This window comes from Thermosynechococcus sp. PKX95 (genome assembly GCF_031583295.1).
Classification (GTDB): Bacteria; Cyanobacteriota; Cyanobacteriia; order Thermosynechococcales; family Thermosynechococcaceae; genus Thermosynechococcus.
In genome coordinates, this window is record NZ_CP134171.1 from 1441401 (window position 1) to 1456639 (window position 15239).

Genomic DNA, 15239 nt, shown 5'->3' on the forward strand with positions numbered 1-15239 from the left:
CATGAAGCACTTTCAAGCCGGGATAGCTCAGTTGGTAGAGCAGAGGACTGAAAATCCTCGTGTCGCCAGTTCAATTCTGGCTCCTGGCATCGCCGACAAGATGCGCCTCGTTTCGCTCCTACCGAGTGCCACAGAAATTGTTGCTGCCCTAGGATTGACACCGTTTCTTGTGGGGCGTAGCCATGAATGTGACTATCCGCCAGAGGTGAAGACATTGCCTGTTTGTACACGGGCAAGGTTAGATACACAGCAGTCAAGTTTAGCAATTGATCGGGCGGTTCAAGACCTCCTGCGATCGGCTCTGGGCATTTATGACTTGGAACTGGCGACCCTGCAAGCACTAAAACCGACCCACATCATTACCCAAGATCAATGCGATGTTTGTGCTGTAACCTTGGCAGAGGTGCAGGGGGCGATCGCCAGACTCTTTGAGCCACCACCGCAGTTAATTTCCCTCCAACCCCATTGCCTTGAGGATGTCTGGCAGGATATTCGGCGGGTGGGTCTTGCCCTCGGTGTCTCTCCCGACCCCCTACTGAATTCGCTACACACCAGAATTCATGCCTGTCAAGCAGGGGTGAGCGATCGCCCGCGGCAGCAAGTCGCGACCATTGAATGGATTGACCCCCTCATGGCCAGTGGCAATTGGGTACCGGAATTGATTGCCCTCGCGGGGGGTGAAAATGTCCTCGGTACAGCAGGAAAACATTCCCCCTACATTGAGTGGTCAACACTTCTGGCGATCGACCCGGAGGTGATCATTGTCATGCCCTGTGGCTTTGACCTCGAACGCAGCCGTCAAGAACTTGACCAAGCCTTGCACACTTATCCCCAGTGGCAGCAATTGCGTGCCCTGCAAACAGGTCAACTGTACATTGTTGATGGCAACGCCTATTTCAACCGCCCCGGCCCCCGCTTAGTGGATTCCCTTGAAATTCTTGTCGAGATTCTCCACCCACCCCAAGAACCAAAATTTCAAGGCATGGGTTGGCAACCCTACAGCCCTTTTCCCAAGGATGGCACACGCTCACAGCTGTAAAAGCCAGTGCCGGCAAGGATTTGATTTCCTATCCCCTATTTCAGCAAAGGGCGGCTGTACGCGCCATCAATCACAGGAGGATGGCACCAACGATAAATCTGAAGAAAAGATAAAAATTACCCGTTGCAGATTTGGCTATTTCGCCTAAGATGAGGGAAACTCAACTGATCTCATTGATCCCCTGCCGTTGTCCCAAATACATAAATAGGCAAGCTTCCTATGGCAATTGGTTATTTAGCGCTGGTTTTGCATGCTCACCTCCCCTTTGTCCGCCACCCCGAGAGTGACTACGTTTTAGAAGAAGAGTGGCTCTTTGAGGCAATTACCGAAACCTATGTGCCCCTGATCTGGATGTTTGAGGGGCTAAAGCGTGACGGCGTGGACTTCAAAATCACAATGAGTATGACGCCGCCATTAATTTCAATGCTGCGGGATCCGCTACTTCAGGAACGCTACGATCAGCACTTGGCAAAACTAGAGGAACTGGCAGAACTAGAGGTAGAGCGCAATACCTACAATGGCCACATCCGCTACCTTGCCGAGCACTATGCCCAAGAATTCAACCGCGTACGGCAGACATGGGAAAACTACGATCGCGACCTCGTCAAGGCCTTTAAGCAGTTTCAAGACACCAATAACCTTGAAATCATTACCTGTGGTGCCACCCACGGCTACCTACCCCTCATGAAAATGTATCCCCAAGCGGTGTGGGCACAACTGCAAGTGGCCTGTGAGCACTATGAACAAACCTTTGGCCGCCCGCCCAAGGGCATTTGGCTGCCAGAATGCGCCTATTACGAAGGCCTAGAGCGAATGCTGGCCGATGCGGGTTTGCGCTATTTCATTACTGATGGCCATGGTATTCTCTATGCCCGTCCGCGGCCTCGCTTTGGCACCTATGCGCCTATTTTCACCGAAACTGGGGTGGCTGCCTTTGGCCGTGATCATGAATCCTCACAGCAGGTGTGGTCGTCAGAGGTGGGCTATCCGGGGGCGCCTGAATACCGTGAGTTCTACAAGGACTTGGGGTGGGAAGCAGAGTACGAATACATTAAGCCCTACATCATGCCCAATGGCCAACGCAAAAATACGGGAATTAAGTACCACAAAATTACGGGTCGTGGCCTAGGACTGGGAGAGAAGCAGCTCTATGACCCCTACTGGGCTCGGGAAAAAGCAGCCGAGCACGCTGCCAATTTCATGTTTAACCGCGAAAATCAAATTCGCTACCTGCACCACCTAATGCAGCGTCCGCCAATTGTGGTCTCTCCCTACGATGCGGAACTTTATGGTCACTGGTGGTATGAAGGGCCTTGGTTCCTTGACTTTCTCTTCCGCAAGGTCTGGTTTGACCAAGACACCTTTGCCATGACCCACTTGGCAGACTATCTGCGCGCCCATCCCACCCAGCAGGTGTGCCGTCCGTCCCAGTCCAGTTGGGGCTACAAGGGGTTCCATGAATACTGGCTGAATGACACCAATGCTTGGATTTACCCCCACCTCCATAAGGCCGCTGAACGGATGATTGAACTGGCCAAGGGGGAGCCGTGGGATGAACTGAGTTGGCGTGCCCTCAACCAAGCGGCACGGGAATTACTCCTTGCCCAATCCTCAGACTGGGCTTTTATTATGCGGACGGGAACGATGGTACCCTATGCGGTTCGCCGCACCCGTAGCCACTTGATGCGCTTCCACAAGCTCTATGATGACATCAAGGCACAAAAAATTGATGCGGGTTGGCTGGAAAAAGTGGAAGCCATTGACAATATCTTTCCCCACATTAACTATCGGGTCTATCGCCCCTTGTAGTCGGGGCAGTGGTTAAAGAACGCCAAAGCCTTTGCGTTTCTTTTGCTTCTTGGGCTTTTTGGGAGCCTGAGCACGACCCCCTCGACCCATTGGGTTCATACCCGGCATACCCATTCCCGGAAAGCCCCCTTGACCCATCTGCTGCATCAGGGATCGCATCCGCTGGAAATCGCTGACCAACTTTGTTACATCGGCTACTTGATAACCAGAACCTTTGGCAACCCGTTCACGGCGACTGGGGGAGCTAGCGAGAAGTTCAGGATTGCGACGCTCTTCGCGGGTCATGGAGTTAATCATGGCTTCCGCCCGTTTGAGTTGTACTTCGCCCTGCTGGAGTTGCTCCGTTGAAATTTTATTCATGCCGGGGATGAGCTTCATAATTCCCGCAAGGGAACCCATATTTTTTAGTAGGCGCAGTTGCTTGAGGAAGTCATCAAAGTCAAACTGGGCTTCGAGGATTTTGCGGGACATTTTTTCGGCATCGGCCAAGTCCACTTCCTCTTGGGCTTTTTCGACAAGGGTGAGGACATCCCCCATCCCCAAGATGCGAGAGGCCAAGCGATCGGGATAGAAAGGTTGGAGAGCCTCGACTTTTTCACCAACACCAATAAACTTAATCGGTTGTCCGGAGACTTGACGCACCGAGAGAGCTGCACCGCCGCGTGTATCCCCATCCAGTTTGGTGAGAATGGCTCCCGTAATCCCCACCTGCTCATGGAAGGCACGGGTGAGGTTGGCCGCCTCTTGCCCCGTCATCGCATCTACTACTAAGAGGGTTTCGTGGGGTTGTACCGCATCTTTAATGGCCGCCAGTTCTGCCATCATCTCGGCATCAATTTGTAGGCGCCCCGCTGTGTCAATAATCACGGTATCCACACCGAGTTCCTTGGCTTTGGCCACCCCTTGGCGAGCAATTTCCACGGGGCTAACTTCTGTACCCATCTCAAACACGGGCACGTTAATTTGTTTGCCAAGGGTGACTAACTGATCAATCGCAGCGGGACGATAGACATCGGTGGCCACCAAGAGGGTGCTGCGGCGTTCTTTGCGCAGGTGCAGGGCGAGCTTTGCTGTGGCGGTGGTTTTCCCCGTTCCCTGTAAACCGGCCATGAGAATAATCGTGGGGGGTGGCTCCACGTGAGCAAGGGGACTGTGGGATTCCCCCATGACCTCAACAAGGGCATCGTAAACAATTTTGATAAATTGCTGATCGGGACGAACCCCGGCAATGACCTCAGCACCGATCGCCCGCTGACGCACATTTTCAATAAAGTCTTTAGCGACCTGGAGGTTGACATCGGCCTCTAACAGGGCACGGCGCACTTCCCTAAGAGCTTCTTGGATATTGTTTTCGGTAATTTTGTCTTGACCCCGTAGGGTTTTCCAAGCAGATTCAAGGCGTTCAGCAAGGGCGTCAAACATGGATTACAGCTCAAGGGGCAACAAGAATTTCATTGATCTTAGAGTATCTATCGTAGCAAACCGTCTTCCCCATACCGTCTTGGCTGCCGATTTAAGCAAGGGGCTGCGAGTTGCAATTTGTAGCAAAGTTAGCAGTGGTCGTCAACCGTATCCGCTAGGCTTTCACGGTAAGATAAAAACATTGGGGTTAGAGTCTTTATTTTTATCAGGTTCTATAAAGACGGCCTATTAAAGGCTCTGATCGGCGGGAGGTGTCCAATGCTTGTGATCCTCACCCAAAATCAGATTTTACCGTCACAGTCTGTGTGTCAATCCTGCTTGTTTGCTGATCGCCAAGGCAAACCCCGCTGGCAGGAGGGTCAGCTCCGTTGTGGGGCGCCTCTAGGGAGTACTGCTGAAGCGGGATGTCAACACTTTCGCTGTCAAATGGGGTTTCATTTAGTGGCGGTGTCAGATTTGCCGACTCCTCTCGAGCAAGACCATTGAGGGAAATCGCCACCAAGGAATATCAATGCTGGAATTTGAGAACTACGATCCGGAAGACTTTTACGACGAGTGGTTTCTAGCCAAAGGCCAACCACGACCTTTTATTGAACCGCTGTTACAACGGGTGCGATCGTTGCCAGCGGGAGAACTGCAACAGCGCCAAAAAACCGCCCAACAGGTGATGTTTAACATTGGCGCCACATTCACGGTCTATGGTGCTGCCGAGGGCACCGAGCGGATCATGCCCTTTGATATTCTGCCGCGGGTCATTCCCGCCCAAGAGTGGCAAGCCCTTGAACGGGGTCTCAAGCAACGGATTGCGGCGCTCAATACATTTATTGCTGATGTCTATGGTGAGCAAAAAATTATTAAGGATGGTGTCATCCCACGGGAAATCATTGAGTCGGCCAAGGGCTATCTGCGTCCCTGCCACGACCTGAAGCCGCCGGGGGGCATTTGGTGCCATATTACGGGTACCGACTTAGTGCGCGATCGCGATGGCACCTTCTATGTTCTAGAAGATAACCTGCGCTGCCCTTCGGGGGTCTCCTATGTGCTAGAAAACCGCCGCGTGATGAAAAGCACGTTTCCCCTTGTCTTCAAAGAACTGCACATTCAACCTGTGGACGAGTACCCCAGCCGTCTCCTAGAAACGCTGCTGAACCTTGCGCCCCCCGGCCTACCGGATGCGACCGTGGTGGTACTGACGCCGGGGATGTACAATTCCGCCTATTTTGAGCATTCCTTCCTTGCTCAGCAAATGGGGGTAACGCTCGTGGAAGGGCGGGATCTGGTGGTGGCTGATGGTTACCTACAAATGCGCACAACCAAGGGTCTGAAGCGCGTGGATGTGGTCTATCGCCGCATTGATGATGACTTCATTGATCCAGCGGTATTTCGTCCTGATTCGATGCTGGGGGTCAGGGGTCTGATGGAGGTTTATCGCCAAGGGCGGGTGGCGATCGCCAATGCCCTCGGAACTGGCGTGGCCGATGACAAGGTGATTTATGCCTATGTGCCGCAAATGATTCGCTATTATCTCGGTGAGGAACCCCTACTACCCAATGTGCCCACCTACCTGTGTTGGGAGCCACAACAGTTGGATCATGTGCTCAAGAACCTCGATTCCCTCGTGGTGAAATCTGCCAACGAGTCCGGCGGCTATGGCATGCTCATTGGTTGCCAAGCCACGACTGAGCAGCGGGCAGAATTTGCAGAGCGCATCAAAGCCAATCCCCGCAACTACATTGCCCAGCCCACCCTTTCGCTGTCGCGCGTGCCCACCCTGCTGGGGGATGAAATTGTCGGCTGCCATGTGGACTTACGCCCCTATATCCTGTACGGCAAGGAAATTTATGTCCATCCCGGTGGTCTGACGCGGGTGGCGATGAAGCGTGGCTCATTGGTGGTGAATTCTTCCCAAGGGGGCGGGAGCAAGGATACTTGGGTGCTTAATGATTAGAGCCGTCTTTTGGGGACAGGGGATGCTAGCGGTAAGGCACCACCTATGTTAAACAATTATTAGCTATTAGCCAACGCTGATCGGTGAACTTAGCCTAAACTTGCTGAGGTACTGAAGGAACTTAAGCACATGAATGAATTTGAGACATCCCCAACCACAGAAACTACCCATACGGAAAAGCCTATTTTTGAACCAACGCCGGCACCAGCACCCTTAGCGGAAGTAGAGTCTCAGCCAGCGCCGCCGAAAGTGGGCGGTCTCACGGATGAACAGTGGCAACAGGCTCGTGAAAAACTCTATTGGCTCCTCACGGTCTTCCCCGATCAGGTTAGTGCATTTGTGGGTGAATACAAGCAGCCCCTGCGCACCCTCCTCATCATTCTTGCCACCATTCCTTTTGTGGCACTAGCGGTCGCCATTTTGGAAGTAGTGAATGCCATTCCCCTCCTAGGCCCGACCTGTGAACTCGTAGGCTTTGGCTACACTTGTTGGTTTCTGTATCGCTATGTCCTCTTTGAGTCCGGTCGCCGTGAACTTGGCCAAAAGGTGAATGAGTATAAATCCCGTATCCTTGGGAATGAAGGCGCCAGTTCTTCTTAAGCGAGTTCATGCGCCTGCATTATCTCCAGCACGTGCCCTTTGAGACCCCTGCCTACATTGCCCAGTGGGCGATCGCCCGTGGTTTTGATTGGCAAGGCAGTCATCTCTATGCAGGCGAGCCGCTACCCGCATTGACGGAGGTGGATGCGCTGATTGTGATGGGCGGCCCTATGGGGGTACACGATGAGGCTGTTTATCCATGGTTAGGGTCTGAAAAGGCCTTTTTGCGCCAAGCGATCGCCAACGGGTTACCCATTTTCGGGATTTGTCTTGGTGCTCAGCTCTTGGCACAAGTCCTAGGGGCAGAGGTCACCCCAGCACCCACGAAGGAAATCGGCTGGTTTCCCATTGAACTGACAGCAGCCGCCCAAGCGCATCCTTGGTTTCAGGATTGGCCACCCCAACTGACGGTGCTGCATTGGCATGGGGAGATGTTTAGCCTCCCTCCGGATGCAATGCCCCTCGCCAAAAGTGCCACCTGTCCGCAACAAGGATTCTTGTGGGGCGATCGCGTTGTTGGTCTTCAGTTTCACTTAGAAGTGACCCCCGCTAGCCTTGGGGAGTTGATTCAGCACTGTCAGCATGAGCTAGTCCCCGGCCCTTACATTCAATCCGCCACAGAGATTCAAGCTCAAGCCGCGCAAACCGCACTCTTGACTCCCTATCTGGAACGTTTACTTGAGCGCTGGATTCAGTCGTGATCATTACCAGTCGGCAGAATCCCTTGGTGCGCTCGATCCGTAGGCTGCACCACCGCAAATATCGCCAAGGGCACTTGCTTTTAGAGGGGACTCATTTGCTCCAAGAGGCACTGGCAGCCGGCTATCGCTTATCAGTGGTTTGCTATACCAGCGCTTGGCAAGCAAAGCAATCGCCAACATTTTGGCAGCAGGTTGTCCATAGGAGCGATCGCACCGTTGAAGTCAGTGAAGAGGTACTGACTGCCCTCTGTACGACAACCACTCCCGATGGCGTTGTTGCTGTTGCCAACTATACACCCCTTCCTACCTTGCCACTCCAGCGTTTAGGTCTGTGCTTAGTCACGCTTCAGGATCCGGGCAACTTGGGAACGATTATTCGTACCGCTGCCGCCGTGGGTGTTGAGGGGCTATTGTTGACCCCCGATTGCGTGGACATGACCCATCCAAAAGTGTTGCGTGCCAGTGCCGGCCAGTGGTTTCGCCTACCGATGCAAACTGTTAGCGATGGTTTGGCCGCTCTCAAAGCCTACCAAGCCCAAGGATGGCAAATAGTCGTCACATTACCAACCGCGCCACTGATCTATTGGCAAGCGGATTTTCGTCAACCGACCTTACTGGTCATGGGAAATGAAGGCCAAGGGTTACCCCCGGCCTACCAAGATCTCACGTTTACGGCACTGCGGATTCCTCAGGAGCCAAATGTTGAATCCCTCAATGTGGCGATCGCCACAGCAGTGCTCTTGTACGAAGTCTATCGCCAACGCTGGCTGAACTAAACCACAAAAAAGTTGAGAACGCCTACCACTAGCACTAGGGCAATCCATAGCCCAGAGCCAAGGAAAATTAACTGCTTTGAGCGATCCCAATCTTGGGGAGAGGCGTAGGCCACTGGCACACCCACCACCATCACAAAGGAGAGGATGACAAGGGCAGCAAGAGCCAGTTGAAAGAGAATCGTCATTGTTGCTAACTCCCAAATCTTATCAGCGGCAATGGTAGCGAAGCGGCTACCTCTGAACTAGCATTATCCCCCATTTGTTGACCCTAAACTAGGCAGGAAAGCGAGTTCGTATCGCAACTATTGCCAGCCATGGGTCAGCCACGATCGCGGATCGACGCACTCACCATTGACATAGAGTCCCCAGTGCAAATGCGGCCCTGTGGAGGCACCCGTATTGCCAACGGTGCCAATGACTTGCCCTGCCTCAACCATTTGTCCCTCTTGGACGCGAATTTGATCGAGGTGCAGGTAAATCGTCAGCACCCCCTGCCCATGATCAATACCGATCGTGTTGCCATGGATGAGAAATCCTTGGGATTCTCGCCCCACTAAGGCCACTCGCCCCCGCTGCGCCGCTACTACGGGTGATCCCTTGGGGCCTGCATAGTCCAAACCACGATGGAAGTAGTCCTTGGCCAAAACCCCGTTGTAGTACCGCCGTACGCCGTAGGGTGTGGTCACAGGGCCACTGTTGGGGCGGCGAAAGGCACCTTGCCAGAGTCTTTCGGGGGTGACCAGTGCCTTAAAGGCATCCACGCGATCAAATTCCAAATCCGTTCCTGAGGCGTCTTTGCCCGGTGGGAGCCAAATCCTTTGCACAGGAAAGGAGCGATCGCCCACCCACAGAAGCATATTGCGGGTTTCATTTCCTGAGCGAACCACCAATGAACGGCGGCCGGGGGTCTGGAGTGGTGTTGTGGCCACAAAGGCACGCCATTGCTGTGGCCCAATGGAAAAGACCGGCAGCGCTTTGCCCGCCACCTCGACCGTGGGCTGTTCTGAAGCGTTGACCACAATGGCCAGCGTATCTCCCAAAACAGGGCGATCGGGACTGACGGTGACCGTAATTGGAATCGTAACTTGACTACTGGCGGGCAGAATGGTGGCAGTGATAATGGCAGGTACTAGCCACGGGAAAAGGCAATCGCGCATAGCGGCAAGAAACAATGAGCCTCTAGATTGGACACGCAAAAATGCACTGGGGTTCCAAGCAGGAACGAATGAGAAAAAGCCGCCAGTAAATTTACCGACGGCTGGATGATTAAAGCATCCTTGGGCGTAATTTAACGACGGCGGGGCACTTTGGCTAAGTAATCAATATCAGCGGCACGCAACTGCTGGGCATAGCGAGTCTTGGGCGCGATCGCTGCTGCCAAATCGCGGTATTTGCGGGGGTCGCCCTCCGGTAGCCGCCGCTCTTGGAACTTGCGATCGTAGAATTTCTCCAGCGTAAACCGCCAATCGGTGGTAGTGGTGCCCACTTTGTCGCGGTATTCAAAGCCATAGCGCGGCGTCACGAGGTTAAAGGGACGTCCCTCCATCCGCTTGCGCTGGTAGGGCACCGTAAAGTCACCAAAGGCATTGGTGTATTCCTCACTGTCGAGGAGGGCATCGACAAAGCCATAGAAGCCAAGGGTGCCGATTTTAATTGACCAAGCAATTTTTTCCTCTTCGTTGTAGGCACTGCGCCCCAAGAACCGCCGCAGGCACACATCCACCAAACGGTAGTTGTCGTTCACAGCCACCACCGTATTGTAGAAGCGCTCTGATTTGGCCAGACCGCGAATGAAGTCCCGCACCGTAATCACTCGGTTCACTAATTGGGATTCCAAGGTGATTTGACGGTTAAAGGCTAAGGTGGCATGCTCACTAAACACCTGCCGATAGCAGGCCCAGATCACCTCGCGGATTTCCGGGTAGGAGGCCGCATCCTCAAGACGATAGATATAGGGGCTATCTTCGTTTTGATCGGCAATGCCAAAGGTAGCGACGCGGTGGTTTTGAGTCGTCGGCTTGTAGGCGAGTAGAGGTAAGTCCATGGATCTCTCCCAAGTCAAAGAGTGAAACAATAGCTAGCGCAGCGGAAAGGTCGCCGTCGGGTTGATCGACGCCGGTACAGTCGGGCGATCGCGCCGCGTGGTATCGGGGATTTGCACATTGGCCGTGGACACTGGCTTGAATTGCACAGGTGTCACCTTGACCGATCGTGCCATCTCCAAGAAATTGCGAATGTCGCCCCACTTGTAGCGACTGTTCTCTAACTTATCGCGCCAGTAGTCACCATAGCGAGGGGTCACCAGATTAAAGGGGCGATCTTTATAGCGACGACGCTGGTAGGGCACAGTGTTATCGCCAAAGTTTTGTGTGTATTCGTCACTATCCACAAGGGTATCCACAAAGTTCTGCCAACCGTCGGTGGCAATGCGAATGGACCACGCCAGTTCTTCATCTTTGTTGTAGGGCGCACGCCCAAGGAGTCGCTTCAGGGCAATTTCCACCAAGCGATAGTTGGAGTTCGTCTCCACCACCAAGCGACGGAATGTCTCCGATTTGGCCAAGCCGCGAATAAAATCCCGTACCGAAATGGCACGATTGGCTAGTTGGGACTCCAAATGGGGCTGGCGGGTACTCTTGAGGACGACGTGCTCACTGAAGACTTGGCGATAGGCCGCCCAAATCAGTTCGTCAATATCTGACTGATCCACTACATCCTCAAGGGAATAGCGCCAAGGGGTGTCTTCATTGGGCACTTCATAGCCCGGTACCCGCTGATTTTGGGAGCTAGGGGCATAGCTCAGCAAGGGAATCGTCATGGCTTACACCTTTGGTTGAGAGGGCAAATAACGATAGGGCAACGCAACGGGCACAGGTTTGACCGGTGTCGGCGGTAGATCCCGCTCTTGGGCGGTGTTGGGAACCGTCACCAAACTGGAGGTGGCCCGTGCCACATGGCGTTGAGTATCGAGGGTAGGCACCACAATTGAACGCGCCATAGAGAGGAAGTTGGCTGGAATCGCGCCGCGGATAATTTGCTTGTCCAGTGGCCCTGCGGTGTAGTAGCGCACTTGATAGTAAGAACGACCACTGAGGGACATTTCCTTGTTGCGCCAGTAGTCGCTGTAGCGGGGATTAACGAGGTTAAAAGGACGCGCCATGCGCCGCCGCCGTTGGTAGGGGACAATATCGGCACCAAAGTTTTGCTGGTACTCGTCGCTGTCCACCAAGGCATCAATAAATCCTTCTAGGCCACGGGTGGCTAGAATAATCGACCAAGCAATCTGCTCCTGCTGGCCATAGGTGGGGCGGCCAAGGAATCGCTTGAAGGAGACATCCACGAGGCGGTAATTGGAATTGACGGCTGCCACTTGCTCGCGATAGACCTCGGACTTACCCAAGCCACGGATAAAATCCTGTACGGAAATGGCACGATTGCGCAGTTGGGATTCTAGGAAGGGCTGACGGTAGGAGTCCAAAATCAGGTGCTCGCTGAAAATTTGGCGATAGGCTGCCCAAATCAGGGCATCCACGTCTGCGGCATCGGTGGCATCGGTGAGGCGGTAGATGACGGGATCATCCTCGGCGGGGACTTCATAACTGACCACCCGCTGGTCAAGGGTTCTGGGCTTCACAGCCAGCAAGGGTAACGACATAACTTTCCAATCCTTTTAGGTGTGCATGGACAGAGAGTCCCTCTGGAGGGCAAGTTGACAACGGGAACGCACAACAATGTCGGGGTCGCGATCGCTCAAATGATTGAGGAGGAAACGCACCGCTTCCCGAAGGGCACGAGCAGCCGCCTGCTGATGCAGATGATCGAGGGCAACACCCACGGCATAGCGAACCGCCCAATCCGCTGCTTCACTGTTGCGTTGAAGAACTGTGAGTGCTTCCCTTAATTGAGCCTCTCTTGCCGTCTCTTCAGGGATTAACTGCCAGCGGAGCGTTCCTAAGGCCTTTGTGGCGGCGCGGCGAACACTGGGGGCAAAATCCGACTGCGCGGCAGCCAATAAGACCCGTAGGGCGGCAGGATGACCAATACTCCCCAAAACTCGCACCCCATAGGCACGGGCACCATAGTTGTATCCATCCAACTGTGCCAACAGCGGCTCCACAACAGCATCCCCAAGGGCAATGAGGCCTGCCACAGCGGCTTGGGCAGCAGCGGGGTTGTTGTACCCCAAAACCGCAATCAGCGTGGGAATAGCAGCGGTGTCTTTTTGCTGGGCAAGCTGAACCACCGCCTCGCATAGGGCAGGAGCAGAGGTGGCAGTCTCAACGGCATGGATATAGGGATGGAGATCACTCACAGCAGTTGATCCAATCCTTGAAAGAGGGAGAGGGTCTGTGCGGCTGGGGCGGCCTGCCGCAGTTGCTGGCTGAGGATGCCGTGGAGGGCAATGAGCTTGAAGCTCGCTTCAACACCCGCCTGCAAAATAGCCTCTGCTGCGGGTAGATAGCCCATCGCTCCCAAATCCAGAAGCGCTGTCCGTCGCAGTTGCACATCCTCACTGTTGAGAGCCGCTAGCAGGCGATCGCCATACTCGGCCGCTCCCGTGAGCTGAAAAAGTGCCCGCGCAGCGGCAAATTGGACTCGCGGCATTTCATGGGCCAAGAATGGCTCAATCAGGGCAATGGCTTCAGTGGCACCAAGGTGACCCAAGCTTTCAATCACGGCTTCCACTGGCTGCACCAGATGCGGGCGACCGGGGACGAGCCGCGCCATTGCCACACCCCCTTCTAGGAGCGATTGCAGGGGCGCGATCGCTTGGGGGTCTCCCAACTGACCAAGGGCAATGGCCGCCGCCTCACGGACATAAAAATCCTCGCAGCGCAAGCACTCAATTAATGCCGGTACGGCTTGGCGATCGCCCAACTTGCCCAAGGCACGGGCGGCATTCCGCCGCAGAGGGTAACCCCCCAATTCTGTGCGATCGGCCTCATCGGCCAAAGCAGCAATCAAGGCGGCCACAATCGCCTGCCGCTCCGCTGCCGTTGCTGTTTCTAGGCCAAACTTCCCCAGCCACCACGCCGCATAGTAGCGGAGACTGGTATCCGTCCCCTGAAGCTGCGCCAGCATTTGGGGAACCGTCAGTTGTACCGGTTCAGAGACCGCCGTCATTCCCTCTCCAGACATCAGCCAATTAGGAGGCGACCACGGGGGTAATGGAAACGATTTTGCCCCCCATGCGGGTAATGCGCTGCATCTCTTCATTCATGCGGTTGTAGGGCACCGTAATAAAGGTGCTACCGCTGCGCCGAATCGGAAACCCCATTTTGTCAGTTTCTTCGTTTTGACGCAGACCCACAACCTCGTAGCGGAAAACGCGAGCGCCGGAGGGGCTAAGGGCAGCACTTCCAGACGCAGTTTGACCAAACATGACACCTGACTCCCAATCTCAAAAGGACGCTAAACAAACATTCCTAGGCAGGATTGACACTGACAATGCGAGCACCCGTGCGCTGAAGCTGCTGCATTTTGCTCGACAGTTGCTCATAGGGCACCAAGAAGGCGGTACTGCTGCGGCGCACCCCCGGATAGCCCGGTTGGCGAATGCCCGCCACTTCAATGCGATAGACGCGGCCACTTTCACCAAAGGAACCACCCAAGCAAGCCCGTGGGGGAACATCGGCACTGGGGGTGTAGTAGGCAAAGGCCGTATCGCTACTCGAAGGCGGCACCACCGTATTGGGACTGTTGGTGGCCAGATCCCGCGCTAAACGGGACATGCTGCCTTCTGCTTGGGCGCGATCGCTATTGGCATAGCCACGATAGAGACGGAACATGCGGTTAAAGCCCACTGTTTTCTGACCCGGCTGGCTATTAAAGCCACGGTAATAGGGCACGACCCAATCCCCAAAGCTATCGGTGTATTCGGGGGAATCAATGTAGGAGTCAATGTCGGCATCAAAGCCCTCATTTTCGTAGAGATCCAAATGGAAGATTACTTCCGACTCGTCGTAGGGTGCCCGCCCCAACAAATGCTTATAGTTCAGTTCAATGACACGGGTTTGAAAATTGCCGTAGAGAAACTTCTCTTTGTATAGTTCCGACTTGGCCACTGCGCGCACAAACTCCCGCACGGTAATTTTGCCATTGCGCAACAGTGACTCCGCACTCACCAAACGCTCCGATGCCATGACATAGTCATTGCCCAAGACCTGACGGTAAACGGCACGGATGACAGTCTCTAGATCTTCCTCGCTCCAGTTGGCACGCAGCTCCACCCGCGGAGCATCACTGAAGGCGGAGGTACCCAAGCGCGAAGCAGCAGCAGTAATAGCCACGGTACAAACTCCTAAATATCGAGGGTACAAACAAGCCCGGTGCTGTAAACAAAGGGTCAGCCCAACGCCGACAACATCTGCTTACCTCACCGGGCAACGAAGGGAAACGCCTATTAGCTGAGGGCGTTAATGGCGTAGTCGATGTAGGCGTTGGCTTCCACCGCAGCTTGGCCCGTCAAGCCATGATTGGCTTTGATGTATTTCAGAGCTTCCACATACCAGCTTGGGGAGAGATCAAACGTGCTGTTGATTTCAGACAAGCCAGCGATGAGGTACTCATCCATCGGACCAGTGCCACCGGCAACGAGGCAGTAGGTCACCATCCGCAGGTAGTAGCCGATGTCACGGGCGCACTTGGCTTTGCCTTCGGGGGTCGAGGCATATTGAGAGCCTTGCATGGTGGTGGTGTAGGGGAATTTTTGGTACACCGCTTGGGCTGCGCCGTCAATCAGGCTCTGAGCATTGTTGGTCAGGGCGCGAGCAGCTTCCATGCTGGCCACAGCGCGCTTGAAGCGACCGTCAACCGCTTGCAGCTCGGTGTTGCTAAGGAAACGACCTTGGGTATCAGCGGCGGCAATAGCTTCAGTAATCGGCGTTTTCATGGATAAAATATCTCCCTAAAAAATGTGCGTGTTCAGAACGGTCAAAGTTACA

General features: G+C 54.4%; 18 protein-coding genes and 1 tRNA gene. 8 read left to right on the forward strand and 11 right to left on the reverse strand.

Annotated elements, in window-relative coordinates:
- Positions 1-16 precede the first annotated feature (16 nt).
- From RHH81_RS06950 to RHH81_RS06960, 3 genes are all read left to right on the forward strand, one after another.
- A tRNA-Phe gene (locus RHH81_RS06950) sits at positions 17-89 on the forward strand.
- An 11-nt stretch (positions 90-100) separates the two neighbouring features.
- Positions 101-1039 (forward strand): cobalamin-binding protein, encoded by a 939-nt coding sequence (locus tag RHH81_RS06955; RefSeq protein ID WP_310742811.1) that lies wholly within the window; start codon positions 101-103, stop codon positions 1037-1039.
- 219 nt (positions 1040-1258) lie between these two features.
- Positions 1259-2848: a glycoside hydrolase family 57 protein gene (locus RHH81_RS06960; protein ID WP_310453560.1), complete on the forward strand. Its 1590-nt coding sequence runs from the start codon at positions 1259-1261 to the stop codon at positions 2846-2848.
- Positions 2849-2860: 12 nt separating this feature from the next.
- On the opposite strand, the gene ffh is transcribed toward RHH81_RS06960, so the two are convergent.
- A complete protein-coding gene (ffh, locus tag RHH81_RS06965; RefSeq protein WP_206199548.1) occupies positions 2861-4270 on the reverse strand; it encodes a signal recognition particle protein in 1410 nt (469 codons plus the stop codon).
- A gap of 258 nt (positions 4271-4528) precedes the next feature.
- Here ffh and RHH81_RS06970 point away from each other — a divergent pair, with 258 nt between their 5' ends.
- The 5 genes from RHH81_RS06970 to RHH81_RS06990 all read left to right on the forward strand — a co-directional run bounded on the left by RHH81_RS06970 (position 4529) and on the right by RHH81_RS06990 (position 8295).
- Positions 4529-4756: a hypothetical protein gene (locus RHH81_RS06970; RefSeq protein ID WP_206199549.1), complete on the forward strand. Its 228-nt coding sequence runs from the start codon at positions 4529-4531 to the stop codon at positions 4754-4756.
- Positions 4757-4781: 25 nt separating this feature from the next.
- On the forward strand, positions 4782-6218 hold the full coding sequence (locus tag RHH81_RS06975; protein ID WP_399363684.1) for a circularly permuted type 2 ATP-grasp protein: 1437 nt from the start codon (positions 4782-4784) through the stop codon (positions 6216-6218).
- 129 nt (positions 6219-6347) lie between these two features.
- The gene (locus RHH81_RS06980; protein WP_206199550.1) at positions 6348-6818 is read left to right on the forward strand and encodes a CAAD domain-containing protein; all 471 of its coding nucleotides are present in this window, start codon (positions 6348-6350) and stop codon (positions 6816-6818) included.
- Positions 6819-6826: 8 nt separating this feature from the next.
- Positions 6827-7519 (forward strand): type 1 glutamine amidotransferase, encoded by a 693-nt coding sequence (locus RHH81_RS06985; RefSeq protein WP_206199551.1) that lies wholly within the window; start codon positions 6827-6829, stop codon positions 7517-7519.
- On the forward strand, positions 7519-8295 hold the full coding sequence (locus RHH81_RS06990) for an RNA methyltransferase (RefSeq protein ID WP_206201649.1): 777 nt from the start codon (positions 7519-7521) through the stop codon (positions 8293-8295). Before RHH81_RS06985 ends, RHH81_RS06990 begins: the two co-directional genes overlap by 1 nt.
- Here RHH81_RS06990 and psbZ read toward each other — a convergent pair.
- The 10 genes from psbZ to cpcA form a co-directional block, all read right to left on the reverse strand.
- Complete coding sequence (gene psbZ, locus RHH81_RS06995; RefSeq protein ID WP_181496775.1) at positions 8292-8480, reverse strand: photosystem II reaction center protein PsbZ; 189 nt, start codon at positions 8478-8480, stop codon at positions 8292-8294. The two genes, RHH81_RS06990 and psbZ, sit on opposite strands and share 4 nt — an antisense overlap.
- Before the next feature lie 117 nt (positions 8481-8597).
- Positions 8598-9452, reverse strand: coding sequence for a M23 family metallopeptidase (locus RHH81_RS07000; protein ID WP_206199552.1), 855 nt, complete (start codon positions 9450-9452; stop codon positions 8598-8600).
- 131 nt (positions 9453-9583) lie between these two features.
- The gene (locus tag RHH81_RS07005; protein WP_206199553.1) at positions 9584-10339 is read right to left on the reverse strand and encodes a phycobilisome rod-core linker polypeptide; all 756 of its coding nucleotides are present in this window, start codon (positions 10337-10339) and stop codon (positions 9584-9586) included.
- A 33-nt stretch (positions 10340-10372) separates the two neighbouring features.
- Positions 10373-11113 carry a phycobilisome rod-core linker polypeptide gene (locus RHH81_RS07010; RefSeq protein ID WP_310742812.1) on the reverse strand — a complete coding sequence of 247 codons (741 nt, stop codon included), beginning with the start codon at positions 11111-11113 and terminating at the stop codon, positions 10373-10375.
- 3 nt (positions 11114-11116) lie between these two features.
- Complete coding sequence (locus RHH81_RS07015) at positions 11117-11950, reverse strand: phycobilisome rod-core linker polypeptide (protein WP_206199555.1); 834 nt, start codon at positions 11948-11950, stop codon at positions 11117-11119.
- A gap of 15 nt (positions 11951-11965) precedes the next feature.
- On the reverse strand, positions 11966-12607 hold the full coding sequence (locus RHH81_RS07020) for a HEAT repeat domain-containing protein (protein ID WP_225901515.1): 642 nt from the start codon (positions 12605-12607) through the stop codon (positions 11966-11968).
- A complete protein-coding gene (locus RHH81_RS07025; protein ID WP_206199556.1) occupies positions 12604-13434 on the reverse strand; it encodes a HEAT repeat domain-containing protein in 831 nt (276 codons plus the stop codon). Before RHH81_RS07025 ends, RHH81_RS07020 begins: the two co-directional genes overlap by 4 nt.
- Before the next feature lie 7 nt (positions 13435-13441).
- Positions 13442-13678, reverse strand: a complete 237-nt coding sequence (locus tag RHH81_RS07030; protein WP_149818199.1) for a phycobilisome linker polypeptide — start codon at positions 13676-13678, stop codon at positions 13442-13444.
- A gap of 43 nt (positions 13679-13721) precedes the next feature.
- Positions 13722-14585, reverse strand: a complete 864-nt coding sequence (locus RHH81_RS07035) for a phycobilisome linker polypeptide (RefSeq protein ID WP_149818201.1) — start codon at positions 14583-14585, stop codon at positions 13722-13724.
- Between the two features lie 113 nt (positions 14586-14698).
- Positions 14699-15187, reverse strand: coding sequence for a phycocyanin subunit alpha (cpcA, locus tag RHH81_RS07040; protein WP_149818203.1), 489 nt, complete (start codon positions 15185-15187; stop codon positions 14699-14701).
- Positions 15188-15239 lie beyond the last annotated feature (52 nt).

Coding starts and splice junctions, on each gene's coding strand:
- RHH81_RS06955 (WP_310742811.1), top strand. CDS start 101: ATGCGCCTCGTTTCGCTCCTACCGAGTGCCACAGAAATTGTTGCTGCC.
- RHH81_RS06960 (WP_310453560.1), top strand. CDS start 1,259: ATGGCAATTGGTTATTTAGCGCTGGTTTTGCATGCTCACCTCCCCTTT.
- ffh (WP_206199548.1), bottom strand. CDS start 4,270: ATGTTTGACGCCCTTGCTGAACGCCTTGAATCTGCTTGGAAAACCCTA.
- RHH81_RS06970 (WP_206199549.1), top strand. CDS start 4,529: ATGCTTGTGATCCTCACCCAAAATCAGATTTTACCGTCACAGTCTGTG.
- RHH81_RS06975 (WP_399363684.1), top strand. CDS start 4,782: ATGCTGGAATTTGAGAACTACGATCCGGAAGACTTTTACGACGAGTGG.
- RHH81_RS06980 (WP_206199550.1), top strand. CDS start 6,348: ATGAATGAATTTGAGACATCCCCAACCACAGAAACTACCCATACGGAA.
- RHH81_RS06985 (WP_206199551.1), top strand. CDS start 6,827: ATGCGCCTGCATTATCTCCAGCACGTGCCCTTTGAGACCCCTGCCTAC.
- psbZ (WP_181496775.1), bottom strand. CDS start 8,480: ATGACGATTCTCTTTCAACTGGCTCTTGCTGCCCTTGTCATCCTCTCC.
- RHH81_RS07000 (WP_206199552.1), bottom strand. CDS start 9,452: ATGCGCGATTGCCTTTTCCCGTGGCTAGTACCTGCCATTATCACTGCC.
- RHH81_RS07005 (WP_206199553.1), bottom strand. CDS start 10,339: ATGGACTTACCTCTACTCGCCTACAAGCCGACGACTCAAAACCACCGC.
- RHH81_RS07010 (WP_310742812.1), bottom strand. CDS start 11,113: ATGACGATTCCCTTGCTGAGCTATGCCCCTAGCTCCCAAAATCAGCGG.
- RHH81_RS07015 (WP_206199555.1), bottom strand. CDS start 11,950: ATGTCGTTACCCTTGCTGGCTGTGAAGCCCAGAACCCTTGACCAGCGG.
- RHH81_RS07025 (WP_206199556.1), bottom strand. CDS start 13,434: ATGTCTGGAGAGGGAATGACGGCGGTCTCTGAACCGGTACAACTGACG.
- RHH81_RS07030 (WP_149818199.1), bottom strand. CDS start 13,678: ATGTTTGGTCAAACTGCGTCTGGAAGTGCTGCCCTTAGCCCCTCCGGC.
- cpcA (WP_149818203.1), bottom strand. CDS start 15,187: ATGAAAACGCCGATTACTGAAGCTATTGCCGCCGCTGATACCCAAGGT.